The 17312-nt window shown below is 62.7% G+C and carries 17 protein-coding genes; 8 read left to right on the forward strand and 9 right to left on the reverse strand.

Annotated elements, in window-relative coordinates; genetic code table 11:
• Positions 1-20 precede the first annotated feature (20 nt).
• Entirely contained in the window at positions 21-1679 is a 1659-nt protein-coding gene (locus HMPREF9697_RS07585; RefSeq protein ID WP_002716596.1) for an electron transfer flavoprotein-ubiquinone oxidoreductase, read from the reverse strand.
• Between the two features lie 180 nt (positions 1680-1859).
• On the opposite strand from HMPREF9697_RS07585, the gene HMPREF9697_RS07590 reads away from it, so the two are divergent.
• The 4 genes from HMPREF9697_RS07590 (at position 1860) to HMPREF9697_RS07600 (ending at position 5108) form a co-directional block, all read left to right on the forward strand.
• On the forward strand, positions 1860-2675 hold the full coding sequence (locus tag HMPREF9697_RS07590) for a uracil-DNA glycosylase (RefSeq protein ID WP_002716597.1): 816 nt from the start codon (positions 1860-1862) through the stop codon (positions 2673-2675).
• Between the two features lie 28 nt (positions 2676-2703).
• Positions 2704-2871: a hypothetical protein gene (locus HMPREF9697_RS21200; RefSeq protein ID WP_002716598.1), complete on the forward strand. Its 168-nt coding sequence runs from the start codon at positions 2704-2706 to the stop codon at positions 2869-2871.
• Positions 2872-3001: 130 nt separating this feature from the next.
• A complete protein-coding gene (locus tag HMPREF9697_RS07595) occupies positions 3002-3784 on the forward strand; it encodes an SDR family NAD(P)-dependent oxidoreductase (protein ID WP_040308172.1) in 783 nt (260 codons plus the stop codon).
• A gap of 115 nt (positions 3785-3899) precedes the next feature.
• Positions 3900-5108 carry an MFS transporter gene (locus HMPREF9697_RS07600; protein ID WP_002716600.1) on the forward strand — a complete coding sequence of 403 codons (1209 nt, stop codon included), beginning with the start codon at positions 3900-3902 and terminating at the stop codon, positions 5106-5108.
• A gap of 16 nt (positions 5109-5124) precedes the next feature.
• Here HMPREF9697_RS07600 and HMPREF9697_RS07605 read toward each other — a convergent pair whose 3' ends face one another.
• Positions 5125-5802, reverse strand: a complete 678-nt coding sequence (locus tag HMPREF9697_RS07605; RefSeq protein WP_040308173.1) for a GntR family transcriptional regulator — start codon at positions 5800-5802, stop codon at positions 5125-5127.
• A gap of 364 nt (positions 5803-6166) precedes the next feature.
• Here HMPREF9697_RS07605 and oxlT point away from each other — a divergent pair, with 364 nt between their 5' ends.
• Positions 6167-7471: an oxalate/formate MFS antiporter gene (gene oxlT / locus HMPREF9697_RS07610; RefSeq protein WP_002716602.1), complete on the forward strand. Its 1305-nt coding sequence runs from the start codon at positions 6167-6169 to the stop codon at positions 7469-7471.
• Positions 7472-7538: 67 nt separating this feature from the next.
• Complete coding sequence (locus tag HMPREF9697_RS07615; protein WP_002716603.1) at positions 7539-9134, forward strand: gamma-glutamyltransferase family protein; 1596 nt, start codon at positions 7539-7541, stop codon at positions 9132-9134.
• A gap of 119 nt (positions 9135-9253) precedes the next feature.
• Here the strand turns inward: HMPREF9697_RS07615 and HMPREF9697_RS07620 are convergent, their stop codons facing one another.
• The 4 genes from HMPREF9697_RS07620 to HMPREF9697_RS07635 form a co-directional block, all read right to left on the reverse strand.
• Entirely contained in the window at positions 9254-10774 is a 1521-nt protein-coding gene (locus HMPREF9697_RS07620) for a glycosyltransferase family 39 protein (RefSeq protein ID WP_002716604.1), read from the reverse strand.
• 66 nt (positions 10775-10840) lie between these two features.
• Entirely contained in the window at positions 10841-11605 is a 765-nt protein-coding gene (gene rnhB / locus HMPREF9697_RS07625; RefSeq protein WP_040307854.1) for a ribonuclease HII, read from the reverse strand.
• Positions 11606-11658: 53 nt separating this feature from the next.
• Complete coding sequence (locus HMPREF9697_RS07630) at positions 11659-12117, reverse strand: VOC family protein (protein ID WP_002716606.1); 459 nt, start codon at positions 12115-12117, stop codon at positions 11659-11661.
• 20 nt (positions 12118-12137) lie between these two features.
• On the reverse strand, positions 12138-13292 hold the full coding sequence (locus HMPREF9697_RS07635) for a PA0069 family radical SAM protein (protein ID WP_002716607.1): 1155 nt from the start codon (positions 13290-13292) through the stop codon (positions 12138-12140).
• A gap of 116 nt (positions 13293-13408) precedes the next feature.
• Between HMPREF9697_RS07635 and HMPREF9697_RS07640 the strand changes: the two genes are divergently transcribed.
• Together HMPREF9697_RS07640 and HMPREF9697_RS07645 are read left to right on the forward strand one after the other, a co-directional pair.
• Positions 13409-13735: a DUF3551 domain-containing protein gene (locus HMPREF9697_RS07640; protein ID WP_002716608.1), complete on the forward strand. Its 327-nt coding sequence runs from the start codon at positions 13409-13411 to the stop codon at positions 13733-13735.
• 158 nt (positions 13736-13893) lie between these two features.
• A complete protein-coding gene (locus HMPREF9697_RS07645; protein WP_002716609.1) occupies positions 13894-14469 on the forward strand; it encodes a glycosyltransferase family protein in 576 nt (191 codons plus the stop codon).
• On the opposite strand, the gene HMPREF9697_RS07650 is transcribed toward HMPREF9697_RS07645, so the two are convergent.
• The 3 genes from HMPREF9697_RS07650 to ypfJ form a co-directional block, all read right to left on the reverse strand.
• Positions 14459-15418 (reverse strand): phosphatase PAP2 family protein, encoded by a 960-nt coding sequence (locus tag HMPREF9697_RS07650; protein ID WP_002716610.1) that lies wholly within the window; start codon positions 15416-15418, stop codon positions 14459-14461. The genes HMPREF9697_RS07645 and HMPREF9697_RS07650 overlap by 11 nt on opposite strands.
• A 162-nt stretch (positions 15419-15580) precedes the next feature.
• A complete protein-coding gene (moaB, locus tag HMPREF9697_RS07655) occupies positions 15581-16135 on the reverse strand; it encodes a molybdenum cofactor biosynthesis protein B (protein ID WP_002716611.1) in 555 nt (184 codons plus the stop codon).
• A gap of 1 nt (position 16136) precedes the next feature.
• A complete protein-coding gene (gene ypfJ, locus HMPREF9697_RS07660) occupies positions 16137-17084 on the reverse strand; it encodes a KPN_02809 family neutral zinc metallopeptidase (protein WP_002716612.1) in 948 nt (315 codons plus the stop codon).
• Positions 17085-17312: the final 228 nt, after the last annotated feature.

A 17312-nucleotide genomic window follows, 5' to 3' on the forward strand; every position in this document is an offset into this window, starting at 1 on the left:
TCGCAAGCATCGTCGGCCGCTCACATGCCCTGATAGTTCGGCCCGCCGCCGCCTTCCGGCGGCACCCAGACGATGTTTCCGTTCGGGTCCTTGATGTCGCAGGTTTTGCAATGGACGCAGTTCTGCGCATTGATCTGGAAGCGCGGACCGTCCGGCGCCTCGAGCCATTCATAGACGCCGGCCGGGCAGTAGCGGTTCGAGGGCCCGGCGAAGACGTCATGCTCGGACGATTTCTGCAGCGCCATGTCGAGCACCTTGAGATGGACCGGCTGGTCCTCCTCATGATTGGTGTTGGACAGGAACACCGACGACAATCTGTCGAACGTCACCTGCCCGTCCGGCTTCGGCGCGGGACGCGGCTGGCATGCACTCGCGGAGCGCAGCGATGCGCTATCGGTCTTGCCGTGCGACAGCGTTCCGAACGGCGAGAGGCCCAGCAGCGTCTGCATCCACATGTCGATGCCGCCAAGTGCCACGCCGAGCACGGTGCCGAACTTCGACCACAATGGCTTGACGTTGCGGACGCGGAACAGATCGCGTCCGACTGACGACTCCCGCCAGCCCTCCTCATAAGCCGCCAACTCGTCGTTGGCGCGGCCGTCAGAGAGCGCCGCCGCCACATGACGCGCAGCGATCATGCCGCTACGCATCGCGTTGTGAACGCCCTTGATCCGCGGCACATTGACGAAACCCGCCGCGCAGCCGATCAACGCACCGCCCGGAAATGAAAGCTTCGGCACCGACTGATAGCCGCCTTCGGTAATCGCGCGCGCGCCGTAAGACAACCGCTTGCCGCCTTCCAGCACCGGACGGATCGCGGGATGGGTCTTGAAGCGCTGGAATTCCTCGAACGGCGACAGATACGGATCGTCGTAATTGAGATGGACCACGAAACCGATGGCGACGAGATTCTCGCCGTAGTGATAGAGGAATGAGCCGCCGCCGGTCTTGCTGTCGAGCGGCCAGCCGAACGAATGGCGTACCAGACCGGGCTGATGCTTCGCCTTGTCGATCTGCCAGACTTCCTTGAGCCCGATGCCGAATTTCGGCGGCTCGCGATCCTTCGCGAGATCGTAATGCGCGATCAGTTGCTTCGTCAGGCTGCCACGCGCGCCTTCGGCAAACAGCGTGTACTTGCCGAGCAGCTCCATGCCGCGCGTGAACGAGGCCTTGTGCGAGCCATCGCGCGCAATGCCCATGTCGCCGGTGGCGACGCCGCGCACCTCGCCCGCTTCGCCATAGACGATTTCGGTCGCAGCAAATCCCGGATAGATTTCTACGCCCAGCGCCTCGGCGCGCGCGCCGAGCCAGCGGCACAGATCGCCGAGCGAGCCGATGTAACAATGATGATTGTTCATCAGCGGCGGCATCAGGACATTAGGTAGCGTGATCTCGCTGCCCGCCGTCATCCAGGCGAAACGGTCGGTGGTCACGCGGGTCTTGAGGGGGCAATCCTCATCATCGCGCCATTCGGGAACGAGATCGTCGAGACCGGCTGGATCGATCACCGCGCCTGAGAGAATGTGCGCGCCGACCTCGGAGCCTTTTTCGATCACCACCACATTAAGCGTGGGATCGACCTGCTTGAGACGGATCGCCGCGCTAAGCCCTGCGGGGCCTGCGCCGACGATGACGACATCGAATTCCATGGAGTCGCGGGGCTGCGGCTCTTCGCTCATGTGGGGCTCGGCTGGTCCTGCTGGGCGTGGATGGAATGAATCTAAAAAAGCCTTGTACGATTTTCACAAGCAGGACAACCCTGCCGAAATTCATTGCTGCTGTGCGCGCTCCAAAATCCGTTTTGTGGAACGGCAAATCGGGACTCTCATTCCCGGCCCGGACGCTTTACATTGTCGCCCATGATCACCGAGCGCCCTCCGACTCCGCATGAATTGCTGGCTTTCTATCTGGAAGCCGGGGTTGATTGCGCGCTGGCTGAGGAGCCATCCGACCGCCTGTCGGAGAGCGAGCCGGAACCTGCGCCCGCGCCACGGCGCATCGCGCCATTGACGGCAGTACCCGCCGCGCCTCTCGTTGCACCGCAACCAGATCTCGCGCCCGCGCCCGATGCCGCCATCGAATCAGCGCGCGAACTTGCTCCGAAGGCAAAGACGCTGGACGAGTTGCGGGGCCTGCTCGAACAGTTTGACGGCTGTGCACTGAAAGCCACCGCGACGAAGCTGGTGTTCGGCGATGGCAATCCGCAGGCGCGTGTCATGCTCGTCGGCGAAGCGCCCGGCCGCGACGAGGATCTTCAGGGCATTCCCTTCATCGGCCGTTCGGGCAAGCTGCTCGACCTGATGCTCGCCTCGATCGGGCTCGACCGCACCGGCGCCTACATCGCCAACGTTATTCCGTGGCGACCGCCGGGCAACCGCGATCCCTCCCCTCATGAAACGCAGATGTGCCTGCCTTTCATCAAGCGACAGATCGAGCTTGTCGATCCGGACGTTCTGGTCTGTCTCGGCAAGCCGTCATCGCAAGCGGTCCTCGACCTCAAGGACGGCATCATGAAAACGCGCGGTCGCTGGTTCGATTACAACACCGGCACGCGCACCATCCGCGCGATGGCGACATTCCACCCCGCTTATCTGCTGCGCCAGCCAATCTACAAGCGGATGACGTGGAAGGATCTGCGCACCATTCAGGCCGCGCTGGCGGCGGGTGCCAAATAGAATCCGGAACGCCCGAGAGGCGATGGAAATGAGCAGATACGTGGTGTCGGCTCTTTGGGTGGCGGCCATGGTGGCCATCATCGTCGGCGTGGACATTATGTTCTTCAGGAATCGCTTCTGGGAACGCCTGATGGTGAATGTCGGCATCGTTCTGGTGTTCGCCGCCCTTTATCTTGTCTTTTTCAGACGCCCGTGACTTCGGACGTCCAAGACGCCAGCTTCTGACCGAACGAACCTCAACCTCAGACAATAAAACTTGAAGCTACGGCACTTTGCCTGCTGGTGGATAAACCTACATGGAGGTCGTCAAACCTCAGGGGACCTTCATGGCCGCAGAAAATACCGAACATTCAACGACAAAGATCGCACTCGTCACCGGAGGCAGCCGCGGGCTCGGCCACAACACCGCGCTCAGCCTGGCGCGCCGGGGCGTGGACGTTATCATTACCTATCACTCAAATCAGGTAGAAGCCGACGCCACCGTTGCCGCGATCAAAAAGCTCGGCCGCAACGCTGCAGCGTTGCAGCTCGACACCGGCGCGATCAAAACCTTCCCGGACTTTGCAACGCGGCTGAAGACCGCACTCAAAGACAATTGGGGGGCGTCGCAGTTCGATTACCTCGTGAACAACGCTGGCATCGGCCTCAACAGGCCGTTCGCGGAAACCACCGAGGCCGATTTCGACCGGCTGATGAACATCCATTTCAAGGGCGTGTACTTCCTGACCCAGACGCTGCTGCCGCTGATCGCCGACGGCGGACGCATCATCAACCTCTCCAGCGGCCTTGCCCGCTTCAGCCTACCGGGCTTTTCCGCCTACGGCGCAATGAAGGGTGCCATCGAGGTGCTGACGCATTACCTCGCAAGGGAACTCGGTCCGCGCCGCATCACCGCCAACACGGTCGCGCCCGGTGCGATCGAGACCGATTTCGGCGGCGGCCATGTCCGCGACGACGCTGAAGCCAACCGTCAGGTCGCAAGCGCGACGCCGCTCGGCCGTGCGGGGCTGCCGGACGATATCGGGCCGATGATCGCCTCGCTCCTGTCGGACGACAACCGCTGGGTCAATGGCCAGCGCATCGAAGTCTCCGGCGGCATTTTCGTATGATCGAAAGCGACGGCCCCCTCGGCGAAAATGCATAGGGGGTCTTCACTGGAGGATGGCTGTTCTGTTTCGGCCGAACATGCGAGAAAAACTTTCTCCATGCAGTGCCGGAATGAAGATGACAGCCATCGCCGCCGAAGTTCATGACGACCGAAAGGCCCGCGCCAATGTTGCGCGGCTGGCCATCGCCCAGGCGCTGACCGGCGCGAACAATGCCGTGGTCTTCGCAACTGCGGCCATTGTCGGCGCCTCGATCGCGCCAAGCCTGTCGCTCGCGACATTGCCGGTGACGGTTTTCGTGGTCGGCATGGCGACGGGCACGCTGCCGACCGGATGGGTGTCCCGCACCTATGGCCGCCGCGTCGCCTTTATGATCGGCTCCGGCTTCGGCGCGCTCTGCGGCGCGCTCGCCGCAATCGCAATCATTATGCAGTCGTTCCCGCTGTTCTGCGCCGCCACCTTCTGTGGCGGATTGTACGGCTCGGTCTCCCAATCCTATCGCTTCGCGGCCGCCGATGGCGCAAGCGCGGCCTTCCGCCCGAAGGCGATCTCGTGGGTGCTGGCCGGCGGCGTGTTCGCGGGCGTACTCGGTCCTCAGCTTGTGCAATGGACGATGGATGTCTGGTCGCCGCATTTGTTCGCGGCAAGCTTCGCCATTCAGGCAGTCGTCGCGCTGGTGGCGATGGCGGTTCTGTCCACCGTGGATGCACCCCGCCCTGCGGCGGCGGATATTCATCGCGGCCGTCCGCTGTTCGAGATCATCGGCCAGCGCGATTTCATCGCCGCCGCGCTGTGCGGCACTGTCGCCTACACCATGATGAATCTGGTGATGACTTCCGCACCGCTGGCGATGCGGCTGTGCGGGCTGCCGATCAGCGATTCCAATTTCGGCATCCAGTGGCATATCGTTGCGATGTACGGGCCGAGCTTCTTCACGGGCTCGCTGATCGCGCGTTTCGGCGCGCCGGTGATCGTGGCGATCGGGCTCGCGCTCGAAGCGACCGCAGCGACGATCGGCATGTCGGGCATCACGCCGATGCATTTCTGGGTGATGCTGATCGTGCTCGGACTGGGGTGGAATTTCGGCTTCATCGGTGCATCCGCGCTGGTGGTGCAGACCCATCGGCCGGAGGAACGCAACAAGGTACAGGCGTTCAACGATTTCCTGATTTTCGGGATGATGGCGGTCGGCTCGTTCGCCTCGGGCCAACTGCTCGCCGATTACGGCTGGAACGTCGTCAATGCGGTGGTGTTTCCACCGGTCACGATCGGCCTCATCTGCCTCGGCCTTGCTCACTTGATGCGCAAGCGCGCGCCTTCTCTTTAGGCAGGCTTAGTCGACGTCAGCCCATGCCGAAGAACATCAGCGTCTTGCGGGTGTATTCCTCGGCGTAGTCCACGATCTTGTCGGAACCCTCGCGCGCGCCGGCCTCGTCGTTCTCGGCGATCCGCCGCGCGACGAAAGCATGCAGCGTACAGACGCGCTGCAGATCGCCGAACTGCTTGAAATGCACGTACCAGAAGCGCCGGGTCTGCGCCTCGATCGGCGTGATCGCCTGGGCGGCGTATTTGTTGCGCGCTGTCGCGACGATCAGCGAATTGAATTCGCGGTCAGCCTCGACGAAGATATGTCCGTTGTTGGTGGCGGCGGATTTCTCGAACATCAACGCCAGTTCGCGGAAGCGCTTGCGTTCGGCCTCGCCCGCGAAGCGCGCCGCGCGACCCGCCAGCACGTTCTCGATGCCCTTGCGGACTTCGATCATCGCGAGCTGATCGACGAGATCGATCTCCGACACGAATGCGCCGGAACGCGGCACGATCCGCACCGTCCCTTCGAACGACAACCGCTGCAGCGCCTCGCGGATCGGCGTGCGGCCGATACCGAGCTTGGCGCTCAGGGTTGCCTCGGAAATGCGTGAACCGGGCGGCAGCTCGTGTGTGACGATCATCGCCTCGATCAAGCGATAGGCGATCCGCGACTGCGGCTCGTCGTCATTATCGGAAACTTCGGGAAGACTCATGGGCTGCATCATAAATGCGCGCGCTCACCGCTGGTGAAAAAAGATAGACGGGACAGTGCGAAGCGCACATCCCGCCGGGCGAATAGCCCTCGCGGGTTCACAGCCGTCCGCGTCATCCTCTGAGCGGATGCACGCTTAAGGCTTCTCCGACAAACGTTCAACGCCGCGTCACGACGCATTGGCCTGCTTCCTGCTTGGAACGCTGTGGATGTCCGCCGGACGCTTCCGGCGTCCGGCCCGCAAAGGCCTTGTTTGTTGTTTCCTTTCTGGCATAATCGTATGTCTCTGACATATCAGAAACATAACAGAACAAGAAAACAAGGCCCAGCGGAAACGACCCATTCACAAACAAGGGAGCGGTAAAATGACGACTACGAACGCACCGGCTGCAACGACGCCATCCTCGCGATGGTTTCAGTTGTTACTCGGCATGATCGCGATGATGGCGATCTCCAGCCCGCAATATGTTTGGGCCCTGTTCACTGGCCCGCTGACGGAAAAACTCAACGCACCGCTCGCGGAAATCCAGGTCACGTTCTCGCTGCTCATCATGCTGCAGACGTTCCTGTCGCCGGCACAGGGCTACCTTGTCGACCGCTTCGGCCCGCGCCTGCTGTTGTCTTTCGGCGCCGCTCTCACCGGCTTGAGCTGGGTCCTCGCGGCGAACACCTCGAGCCTGCTCGGCCTCTATATTACCTATGGCGTGCTCGGCGGTATCGGTACTGGCATCATCTACGTCGGCGTGGTCGGCATGATGGTGCAGTGGTTTCCCGACAAGCGTGGCCTTGCCGCGGGCCTCGTCGCTGCGGGCTACGGCTTCGGCGCAATCCTGACCACATTCCCGATCTCCAGCAGCGTCAAGGCGAATGGCTTGTCGAGCACGCTCATGACCTTCGGCATCATCATCGGCGTTGTCGGCGTTCTCGCTGCACTCGGCATGCGTCGCCCCGACAAGGGTACGCCGCACGTCGCGGCCGATGCGCAGGCGCATGGTCTCGTGCAGGAAACCCGCGACTACGCGCCGCGCGAAATGCTGCGCAGCCCGATCTTCTGGCTAATGTTCGTCATGATGACCATGATGTCGACCTCCGGTCTAATGGTGATCTCGCAGATGGGCGCCTTCGCCAAGGACTTCGGCGTCAAGGACGCGCTGGTGTTCGGCCTTGCGGCGCTGCCGCTCGCATTGACGATCGACCGTTTCACCAACGGTCTGACACGACCGTTCTTCGGCTGGGTCTCGGACAAGATCGGCCGCGAAAACACGATGTTCATCGCCTTCGGCATGGAAGGCATCGCGATGACCATCTGGCTGATCTACGCGCACCACCCGCTGACCTTCGTGCTGCTATCGGGTGTGGTGTTCTTCGGCTGGGGTGAAATCTTCTCGCTGTTCCCCTCGACGTTGACCGACACGTTCGGCACCAAGAACGCCACCACGAATTATGGCTTCCTGTACATGGCGCAGGGCGTCGGCTCCGTGCTTGGCGGACCGCTCGCTGCCGAACTGCATCAGATCACCAATTCGTGGAACGTGGTGTTCGGTGTCGTGATCGTGATGAACTTCCTCACCGCGATCCTGGCGCTCCTCGTTCTCAAGCCGATGCGCACCAGCCACCGGCGACAGAATGCCACCGGCAACGCCACGTTGGCAGCCCGCGGCACTGCCTGACAAACACCTGCCGGGGCGCTATATGCGCCCCGGCGTTTCTCCCACCCGAAGGATATCGAGTTCAAAAATGCTCCAGACCGTTCGCTCCACCCGCGGCATGGCCGTTGCCCCTCACTCATTGGCCGCACAGGCTGCGGTCGACGTCCTGCGGGCAGGCGGCAACGCCATCGAGGCCATGGTCGCCGCAGCGTCCACCATCGCGGTCGTCTATCCGCACATGAACAGCATCGGCGGCGACGGCTTCTGGACCATCTCCTGCCCCGGCAAGCCCGTGGTGGCCATCGAGGCCTGCGGCGCGGCGGCGAGCAGCGTTTCCTGCGACTACTATTCGGCCAAAGGCTGCGCGACTATTCCCTCGCGCGGACCGGACTCCGCCAACACCGTTGCCGGCACCATCGGCGGCTGGCAGGCCGCGCTCGACATCAGCAAGGAATGGGGCGGTCGCCTACCGCTCGGGCGCCTGTTGGATAACGCAATCTTCTACGCCGAAGACGGCATCGCCGTGACGCGTTCGCAAAGCGTCACCACTGCCAAGAAGCTTGCTGAACTGAAGCCTCTTCCGGGCTTTGCCGACACTTTCCTGATCAACGGCAAGGTGCCGGAAGCCGGCGAACGCATGCGCCTGCCCCAACTCGGCAAAACGCTGCGCGCGCTCGCCGAGGACGGCCTCGACAGCTTCTATCGTGGTCGCCTCGCCGCGAGCATCGCGAAAGATCTGAAGGCGCTCGGCAGTCCGGTGTCGGCGGAGGATCTCGCGAAGTATCGTGCAACGGTGCGCAAGCCGCTCGTGCTCGAACACAGCCTCGGCCAAGTCTACAATATGACGCCACCAACGCAGGGTCTCGTCTCGCTCATCATCCTCGGCCTGCTCGACCGCCTCGACATCAAGCGCTTCGGGCCGGAAAGCGCGGAATACATCCATTGTGTGGTGGAGGCGACCAAGCAGGCCTTCATGATCCGCGACAACCACATCACCGATCTCGATTACATGAAGGCCGATCCGCAGTCGTTCCTCGCGCCCGAACATCTCGACAAGCTGCGCGCAGCCATCCGCATGGACAAGGCACTGCCGTGGGGCAAGGGCAAGGGTCCAGCCGACACGGTGTGGATGGGTGTCATCGACGGCGAAGGACGCGCGGTGTCGTTCATCCAGAGCATCTATCACGAGTACGGCAGTGGCCTCGTGCTGCCGGAGACTGGTCTCAACTGGCAGAACCGCGGCTGCTCGTTCTCGCTCGACCCACAGCACATCAACGCACTGCTACCGAACAAGAAGCCGTTCCACACGCTCAATCCGGCACTCGCGCGGCTGAACGACGGCCGGGTGATGGTCTACGGCACGATGGGCGGCGATGGCCAGCCGCAGACGCAGGCCGCCGTGTTTACGCGCTACGCCGTCTACAATGAAACCATGCAGGCAGCGATCACCGCACCGCGCTGGCTGCTCGGTCGCACATGGGGCGATGATACCGACAGCCTCAAGCTCGAAGGCCGCTTCCCCGAGGAAACCCGCCGCAAGCTCGAAGCGCTCGGCCACGAGGTCGAGATGGTCGAAGACTTCGATGAGATCGTCGGCCACGCCGGCGGCATCGCGCGCGATTCCAACGGCGTGTTCGAAGGCGGCAGCGACCCGCGCAGCAACGGCGCTGTCGCTGGTTTCTAAAAGTTCGTCCGCAGCGTCGCAGCGCGCGGCTGCATCCTGCGGATGCGCGCGGCGAAGCGATCCGGGTGATTCCTACCCTACCCGGATTGCTTCGCCCGCAATGATAAAAGAAGAAGTCGCTATTTCCCCGCGCGCGGACGCACCACACCCCAGCCGATACGCAACGGCTCGAGCTGCCCCTCGATCAGGCGATCGAAAGTCCGCGGCACTTCGGCGACAAGGCCGGGGAATGTCTTCGCAATGTCCTCGGGCGGTGCGCCGACGGTGTCGTGCGCACGCCAGACGACAAGTCCACCACCGGTGTTGACGGTGTCAGCGTCGATCCACGGCGTCTTGCCGGGAAGATCAGAGAACAGCACCCGCGGCCGCGACGGCGCGCCGAGCCCGATCAGCGATGCGATCTGCGGGTCGCCGGCGACAACGGGCAGCGGACGATCGGTCCGCAGCCTGTAATTGTCGGCGAAGAATTTTCCCATCGCGCGCGCGGGCAGCGACGTCTGCACTTCGTCCGTATCGATCCAGGGCTGCACTAGCACTGTCGCCAGAACCACGATCACCGGTACTGCCATGGCCACCAGCCAGATCGTACGCAGCACCTGCTGACGGCGCAGATAAATCAGGTCGCCGCCCATGATGACGGCGAGAAGGCCGATCAGCAGCAGCGCCACGCCCTCGCCGCCTGCAACATGATCGAGCCCGAAAGCGGGAGACGCGAGCGTGAACAGCAGCGGAGGCACCACGCCGAAGAAGACCACGAAAGGACGCGCCAATGGATCGACCGGCGGACGGAAGATCGCGGGCGCATCTTCTCGCCAGTTTTCTGCCTTGGGCTCGAAGACGCGCGTGTTCGCGACGATCAGCGCGACGACGCCGAGCGCCGATAACAGAAGCGCGCCGAACAGTTTGCCTGACTGCTGCGCATAGGTCCCCACCGAAGTGAACGTCGGATGCGGGAAGGCGGTGCCGCTGCGCGCGAGCCAGATCATATAAGGCAGCGCGATGACCGCGATCACGAGCAGCCCGAACAGCGGATCAATCGAGCGCAGCGCAGCGCGGCCCCGCGCAGTCGCAAGCGCAAACAACAGGAGCAGCAGCAACAGAACCGGCGCCATGACCGTAGTGAGGAACAGAAGCCCGATTTCGATCGACAACGCGAACCATGCGCCGCGCTGCCTCTCTCCGATTACCCGCCATGCATGCAGCAGCGTGAGCGCCCAGAGCGGCCGCGCGAGGGTGTCGGGACCGAATTCCAGCCCCGGATAGCTGAAGGCAGCAATCGCAAGCGTGAGCAATGCCGCGAGCACGCCCTGCTGCGCGCCGACCAGAGCACGCGCGAGCGTGAACAGAGCCGCCATCATCACTACGAAACAGATCTGCGCCAGCAGATAGACGCCGAAGGCGTAACCACCCACCGCACGGAACGCGACGTCGGCAAGCCAGAACGACAGCGGCGGGCCCATTGTCGTTCCGACCTGATATTCGCGGCCGAAAGCCAGCGCGGTGGGCACTTCGCCGGGCGGGCTGAGATAGAGCGCCGCAGGCAGGATCAGCCACACCAGCGCGAGCGCAAGCACGGCACTCCAGAAAATCCAGCGCGGCTTGGCGCGGACGAGTTCGACGATCAGGGAGGTAAAGCGCATCGCGCGGGCGAACCGGGGCGGGAGGGCAAAAAGACCGTTCAGCGCTTGATAAAGGGCTGCGTCCGATCAGGCAACCTGAACGGCCGCCTCCTCCGCCACGATCACCGTTTCGGTCACTTCAAGCAAAGACGTGTCGGACGGCAGCGTCGTGCCGTTGAGCCTCGCATGCGCCGCTGCCACGGGGGCGAAATGCCGCCGATGATGCGGCGTCGGGCCATGCTCTTTGAGTGCCGCCAGATGCCGGGGCACGCCATAACCCATATGCGAATCGAAGCCGTATTCTGGATGGATCTGGGCCAGCCGGCACATCAGACGGTCACGCGTGACCTTCGCCACGATCGAGGCCGCGCCGATCGACAGCAGCAGGCCATCGCCGCCGATCACCGGCTCGCAGTCGCACGGCACCGTGATCTTATCGCGGCCGTCGACGAAGACATGACGCGGTGCCTGCGGTAGCCCCTGCACCGCGCGCGCCAGTGCCCACAGTGAGGCGCGCAAAATGTTGTCGCGATCGATCCGCCACGGCGGTGCGGCGGCGACCGACACCATCGCGGTCGCGCAGATCTGCTCGAACAGGGCTTCGCGCTCCTCCGCATCGAGTCGCTTGGAATCGTCGATGCCCTTCGGAATACGATCTGGGTCAAGAATAACGGCGGCGGCGACCACCGGCCCCGCGAGCGGACCCCGCCCCACCTCGTCGCAACCAGCTACCGGCCAGATGCCCTGCTTCAGCAAAGCGCGCTCGCGGCGAAAGCTCGGCCGTGTTGCTGCAGTAGCGCTCCGCGCATTTTTTGGCGCACGTGGAACCGATGATGTCTTGTCGCGACTCATGCAGCGATGTTTGCGGGCTGAGGCGCGCCCACGCAACCGGAAATCCCCGCTATTCAATCCGCCAGATGAACGAGGTTGTCGTCGCCGACCTCGATGCCGGGCGCCACCACGACCTCCCAAGGATGTCCGTCGGGATCGGCGAAATAACCGGAATACCCCCCCCCATAATCAGTCCGGTGCGCTGCCTTCAGCAAGGTGGCGCCTCGCACCAGCGCGAATGCAAGGACCGCATCCACCTCCTGTTCGCTCCCGCAATTCCATGCCAGTGTCGAACCACGAAACGCCAAAGGCCGCGGCTCGTCAGGAAGCGTCGCGTCTCGCGCGAGTTTGTCCCACGGATACAGTGCAAGCACGGCACCGCCGGTATCGAAGAACGCGACCTCCTCGCCGGTTGCCCGCAGCTTTCGTGCAAATCCCAGCGCCTCATAGAACGCGATGCTCCTGCTCATATCGCCGACGCCCAGCGTCAGAACCGTGAATCTGGCGACCGGTTTCGGCAACACATCACTCATTGACCCACCCCTCATTGCCATCAGAACAGATCCAGTTGCTCCTCGCTTTTCGCCGGCTGCACGAAATGCGACGTGGAGAGTTTCACCCGCTTGCGGTTGAGCCCGAGCCGCTCGCAGGCAATCTCGAAGCGGCGGCCGATCATCCATGCCATCGGGCCGGTACCCTTCATCCGCGTGCCCCATTGTGAGTCATAGTCCTTGCCGCCACGCATATCGCGGATCAGCGTGAAGACGTGACGGTAACGGTCGGGATAATTCGCGATCAGCCATTCGCGGAACAGGTCGCGCACCTCAAGCGGCAGCCGCAACAGCGTGTAGTTCGCCTCCTTCACCCCAGCATGGGCAGCAGCATCGAGAATGCGCTCCATCTCGGAATCGTTGAGCGCGGGAATGAGCGGCGCCGTCATCACCACGGTCGGAATGCCGGCAGCGGACAATTGCCGCAACGCCTCCAGCCGCCTCGGCGGCGTCGAGGCACGCGGCTCCATGGTGCGCGCGAGTTTCGGATCGAGCGAGGTCACCGAGATCGCTACCTTGGCGAGGCCCTTCTCCGCCATCCGCGCAAGGATGTCGATGTCGCGCGTCACCAGCGCTGACTTGGTGACGATACCGACCGGATGACCGGTCTTTTCCAGCACTTCAAGAATGCCGCGCATAATTTTGTGCTCGCGCTCGATCGGCTGGTACGGATCAGTGTTGGTGCCGATCGCCATGGTGCGCGGCTCGTAGCCCGGCACCGTCAGTTCCTTTTCAAGAAGCGCGGGGGCATCCGGCTTCATGAAAAGCCTGCTCTCGAAATCGAGGCCTGGCGACAGGCCGAGATAGGCGTGGGTCGGCCGCGCGTAGCAGTACACGCAGCCATGCTCGCAACCGCGATAGGGGTTGATCGAACGATCGAAACCGATGTCCGGCGAGTCATTGCGCGAGATCACCTTGCGGGCGGTGTCGAGCCCGACCGTGGTCTTGAACGGCGGCAGCTCGTCGAGGCTCTGCCAACCGTCATCGAACGCAGCGCGCGCCTCTCGTTCATATCGCCCGCTGGCATTGGTCTGCGCGCCCCGGCCGCGGCGGCGCGCGACATCAATGGCGACACCGATCTCGGTGAAACCAGAAAGGCCCGCCGCCGGAGCGGCGGAAAGCTGCGGAAGTGGCTCGGATGGTATGGCCCTGTTCATACTCAAAGGATAATCGTCATTTAGAACAAAACAAGAACATTTTTTATAACATCCCCAATGGACCTCGCATCGGAGCGCGGCGTTGTCGGCGGGGCAAAATTCATGAGGAGGATTCGATGAAGACGTATCTTCTGACAGCAGCAGCCCTCGGTCTGGCAACCGCGAGCATCACCTCGTTCAGCAGCGCGCCCGCGAACGCCGGAACCGTCTGTCTGACCGACACCGACAGCCCGAACACCTATCAATCGTGCAGTTTCTACAGTTTCGGAGCCTGTCAGGCATCTGCACAGGGAGTCGGCGGCTCCTGCGTGAGCAACCCACGCGGGGACGAAGACAGTTACGGCTATATCGGAGGCCCATCAGCCGCGTTCGGTATGGCCTATAACCGCTATGAAGGCCCGCTCTATCATCGTGGCTACTACAGCTCCGGCGATCGCTGGTGAGTTTTTAGGCACCTGATCTCCAACGAGCCGGAGCGAGACGTCGCACTGTCCCGTTTCACATGCACTTCCGCGCGATGTATCTTGCATGGCGTGGGGTTCTTTGCCTGCGCATGAGATGCTAAGGCAACGTCGTTTCTTTTGACGACGGAGCGCGCCCGATGATCAGCATCGTCATTCCGACGCGAGGCAACGAAGCCGAGACCGTCGCCACGCTCGCGGCGCTGGTGCCGGGCTCGGCCGCGGGCATGGTACGCGACGTCGTGCTGGTCGATCGCGGCGGCGGCAACGGTGACATCGCCCGCGTCGCTGATGTCGCGGGCTGTCGCTTTCTCGCATTCGATGGTTCGCGCGCTGATGCCATCGCAGCGAGCGTCAAACTCACGCGCGGCTCCTGGCTGATGTTCCTGCATGCGGGCGCCGTGCTCGAATCCGGTTGGATCGACGAGACCGCGCAGTTCATCGAAAGCGTGAGCATCAGCGGCCGCCACCGTGCCGCTGTGTTCCGCTACGCCCGCTCGCCCTACGCTGAAGGCGGCATCGGCTCCGCCATGCGGCAGATCGCCCGCGCCGTCATCGGCCCTTCCGCCAATCAGGGTCTGCTGATCGCACGCGATCATTACGACCGGCTCGGCGGTTACGCACCGGGCGCGCGCGGCGCAGAATCGAAATTGCTGTCGAAGATCGGCCGCTCCGGCCGCGCGCGGTTGCGCACGCGGATTTTTGTTACGGCCTGACTTGGCCAAAGCTCGATTGCCGGCCGCGGATATGAGCAGCCACAATGATCGACAGAATCGCGACGACCACGCCGGCAATCACATCCACGATGTAGTGAGCGCCGAAGCCCGGCGTGCCGAGAATCATCAGCAGATTGAGCGGAACGCTGAGCCAGCGCAGACGCGCGAGCGGCCAGAGCGCCCAAGCGTAGAGTATCGCGCTCACCGTGTGGAAACTCGGAAACGAGATCAACCCTTCGAAATCGCACAACGGAATGAATTTCTGGACACCTGTGCGCAAAGCTTCGAGCGTAGGGAAATAGCTCTCCACACGCAGTGAGAGTTCACCATATCCGATCGTCGGCAGATCGACGTGGACTAACGCATTTGTCGCCGGAACGAATGCCGCGATGATGCAGGTCATAGTGAGCGATAGTCCATAGGCCACGCCATAAGTACGGCATCGCTCCTCCTGACCCGACAACACCAGAGCGAACGGCACGACCACAAATTGCGTCAGAAGCGACGCATATCCCAGATAGACAAAGCCGAGCAGTCGCGGATGGTCGACGAGAAATTTCAGGTAAGCTTCGCGATAAAATCCGATACTGAGATCGAACGCATGCAGTTCCACATCACGATATGGAAGTGGAATGGCCGACACCGCATAGGACAACAACAACCCGAGGATCATCATCAGCGTGATCTGCCCGAACAAGATCAGGGCGTCGGCGATCACGGGAATTTTCCGAACGAAGACATAGAAGCAGGTCAACAACGCGTAGCATGCTGCGACAATCAACAGCGCCGGATTGCTGGCAGTATCCAGACTGAGTCCGGTCTTCCACAACATCGCGGCGAGGAGCCACGCCATTCCGGCCACGACGGCCCAGACAACCGTGTCTGGACGACGAGCAGCCAGACCGGCCTCACCAGCCGTACGGTCCATGACGATATCCGAAGAGGTCATGCGGCCTCATGAAGCGTGATGGCGGCCGTGAAACTTGTCGGCCTATCATTGCGTGCGTCGTCGGTGAAAACGTACGCGCGAGACATGAAACAACCCTGAAAAAATACTTACAAATAGCAGGGAAAATGCCCGCACATGCACTGCCACGCCATGCAAGGGAGCTCAGGCCTTCGCCTTGCCGCGCTTCAGGTGTTCGTCCAGCCGCGGCATGATCTCCACGAAATTACACGGCCGCGTGCGGTAATCGAGCTGATGCACGAGGATGCCGTCCCAGCCATCGCGGCAGGCGCCCGGTGATCCCGGCAGCGAAAAGATAAAGGTCGTGCCCGCAATACCGGCGGTCGCGCGGCTCTGGATCGTGGACGTTCCGATCTTGGCGTAGCTCATCATATGGAAGGCGATGGAAAAACCATCCATCCGCTTGTCGAACAGCGGCTCGACCGCCTCCGGCGTCACGTCGCGTCCGGTGAAACCGGTGCCACCGGTGGTCACCACGACGTCGACGCCATCGTCCGCGATCCATCGCTTCAACTGCGCCTGAATCTTTTCGACATCGTCGGTGACGATCTCGCGCGCTGCGAGACGATGCCCCGCCGCCGCGATCCGCTCCGCCAGCGTCGTCCCCGATTTATCATCGGCAAGCGAACGCGAATCCGAGACGGTCAACACCGCGATGTTGAGCGGAATGAACGGCTTCGACTGATCGAGGTTCGTCATATCAAAGCGCACTCGCGCCGAACGTGTTGCAGGCTGACACGGTACCCTGCTGGTAGCCGGTCATGAACCAGCGCTTGCGCTGCTCGGCCGAGCCGTGAGTGAAGGAATCCGGCACCACGCGACCCTGCATCTTGCGCTGCAGGGTGTCATCGCCGATCGCCGCAGCGGTCCGCAACGCACCGTCGATGTCGCCCGGCTCGATGAAGCCCGGCCGCTTCTTCGCCTCGCGGTTGACCCAGACACCGGCGAGACAATCCGCCTGGAGTTCGACCTTGACCTGGATCGCATTGGCTTCCGCCTTGCTGCCCGCCTGCTGCTGCAGCGCGTGCGCCTTGTCGAGGATGCCAAGCAGGTTCTGGATATGATGGCCCGCCTCATGCGCGATGATATAGGCTGCGGTGAATTTGCAGGCACTGCCCTGACAGCCGCCGAATTTCGTCTCGATCTCCCGGAAGAAGCCGGTGTCGAGGAAAATCTGCCGGTCGGGCGGGCAGTAGAACGGCCCCATCGCCGATTGCGCCATGCCGCAGCGGCCGCCATTGGTGGCGTTGCGGAACAGGACGATACGCGGGCCCTTGTAGGTTCGGCCACTGGCCGAGAAGATTTCGTCCCAGCGGTCGTCGATCTCGCCGAGCACGCCGGCGATCATACTGCCCATCTCGTCGGTCGGTGCACCACGCTTGGCCTGCGAGGACGGCCGGTCGCTTTGATAGCTGGGCGCCTGTCCGCCGCCGCCAGTGAGGATTTCCGCGCCGCCGATCAGAATCCGTGGATCAATGCCGACAGCCCAGCCGATCAGGCCGAGAACCACCACCGTGCCGATACCGAGCCGGCCGCCGCCGCCCATCGGGAAACCGAAGCCCCCGCCTCCGCCGCCAAAACCGCCGCTACCACTATCGTCGCGCCGATCGTCGATATCGTCGCTGCGGCGGAAATCGTCATAACGCATCGGTCTCTCCTAGGGCCTTGGATATTCATAACGGCCGACGGCGGGAATCGTTTGATGCATGATGCAACAACAACCACGCTCGCGAGCGGATTTTAGCGTCCCCGGCAATTCTTGCCTAGTCAAACCAGCGGCCCGGTCGTGCACTGGCCGACTTCGTGCCGCCACTGGGCGCGGGCGCTGCGAGAGTCGATGTCTCGGAAGGCCGCGTCCTGAAGCAACGCGATACAT

The organism is Afipia felis ATCC 53690 (assembly GCF_000314735.2).
In the GTDB taxonomy this organism is placed as follows: Bacteria; Pseudomonadota; Alphaproteobacteria; order Rhizobiales; family Xanthobacteraceae; genus Afipia; species Afipia felis.

Coding starts and splice junctions, on each gene's coding strand:
- oxlT (WP_002716602.1), top strand. CDS start 6,167: ATGACGACTACGAACGCACCGGCTGCAACGACGCCATCCTCGCGATGG.
- HMPREF9697_RS07585 (WP_002716596.1), bottom strand. CDS start 1,679: ATGAGCGAAGAGCCGCAGCCCCGCGACTCCATGGAATTCGATGTCGTC.
- moaB (WP_002716611.1), bottom strand. CDS start 16,135: ATGACGAACCTCGATCAGTCGAAGCCGTTCATTCCGCTCAACATCGCG.
- HMPREF9697_RS07605 (WP_040308173.1), bottom strand. CDS start 5,802: ATGAGTCTTCCCGAAGTTTCCGATAATGACGACGAGCCGCAGTCGCGG.
- HMPREF9697_RS07645 (WP_002716609.1), top strand. CDS start 13,894: ATGATCAGCATCGTCATTCCGACGCGAGGCAACGAAGCCGAGACCGTC.
- HMPREF9697_RS07615 (WP_002716603.1), top strand. CDS start 7,539: ATGCTCCAGACCGTTCGCTCCACCCGCGGCATGGCCGTTGCCCCTCAC.
- HMPREF9697_RS07650 (WP_002716610.1), bottom strand. CDS start 15,418: ATGACCTCTTCGGATATCGTCATGGACCGTACGGCTGGTGAGGCCGGT.
- HMPREF9697_RS07630 (WP_002716606.1), bottom strand. CDS start 12,117: ATGAGTGATGTGTTGCCGAAACCGGTCGCCAGATTCACGGTTCTGACG.
- HMPREF9697_RS07595 (WP_040308172.1), top strand. CDS start 3,002: ATGGCCGCAGAAAATACCGAACATTCAACGACAAAGATCGCACTCGTC.
- HMPREF9697_RS07635 (WP_002716607.1), bottom strand. CDS start 13,292: ATGAACAGGGCCATACCATCCGAGCCACTTCCGCAGCTTTCCGCCGCT.
- rnhB (WP_040307854.1), bottom strand. CDS start 11,605: ATGAGTCGCGACAAGACATCATCGGTTCCACGTGCGCCAAAAAATGCG.
- ypfJ (WP_002716612.1), bottom strand. CDS start 17,084: ATGCGTTATGACGATTTCCGCCGCAGCGACGATATCGACGATCGGCGC.
- HMPREF9697_RS07600 (WP_002716600.1), top strand. CDS start 3,900: ATGACAGCCATCGCCGCCGAAGTTCATGACGACCGAAAGGCCCGCGCC.
- HMPREF9697_RS07640 (WP_002716608.1), top strand. CDS start 13,409: ATGAAGACGTATCTTCTGACAGCAGCAGCCCTCGGTCTGGCAACCGCG.
- HMPREF9697_RS21200 (WP_002716598.1), top strand. CDS start 2,704: ATGAGCAGATACGTGGTGTCGGCTCTTTGGGTGGCGGCCATGGTGGCC.
- HMPREF9697_RS07590 (WP_002716597.1), top strand. CDS start 1,860: ATGATCACCGAGCGCCCTCCGACTCCGCATGAATTGCTGGCTTTCTAT.
- HMPREF9697_RS07620 (WP_002716604.1), bottom strand. CDS start 10,774: ATGCGCTTTACCTCCCTGATCGTCGAACTCGTCCGCGCCAAGCCGCGC.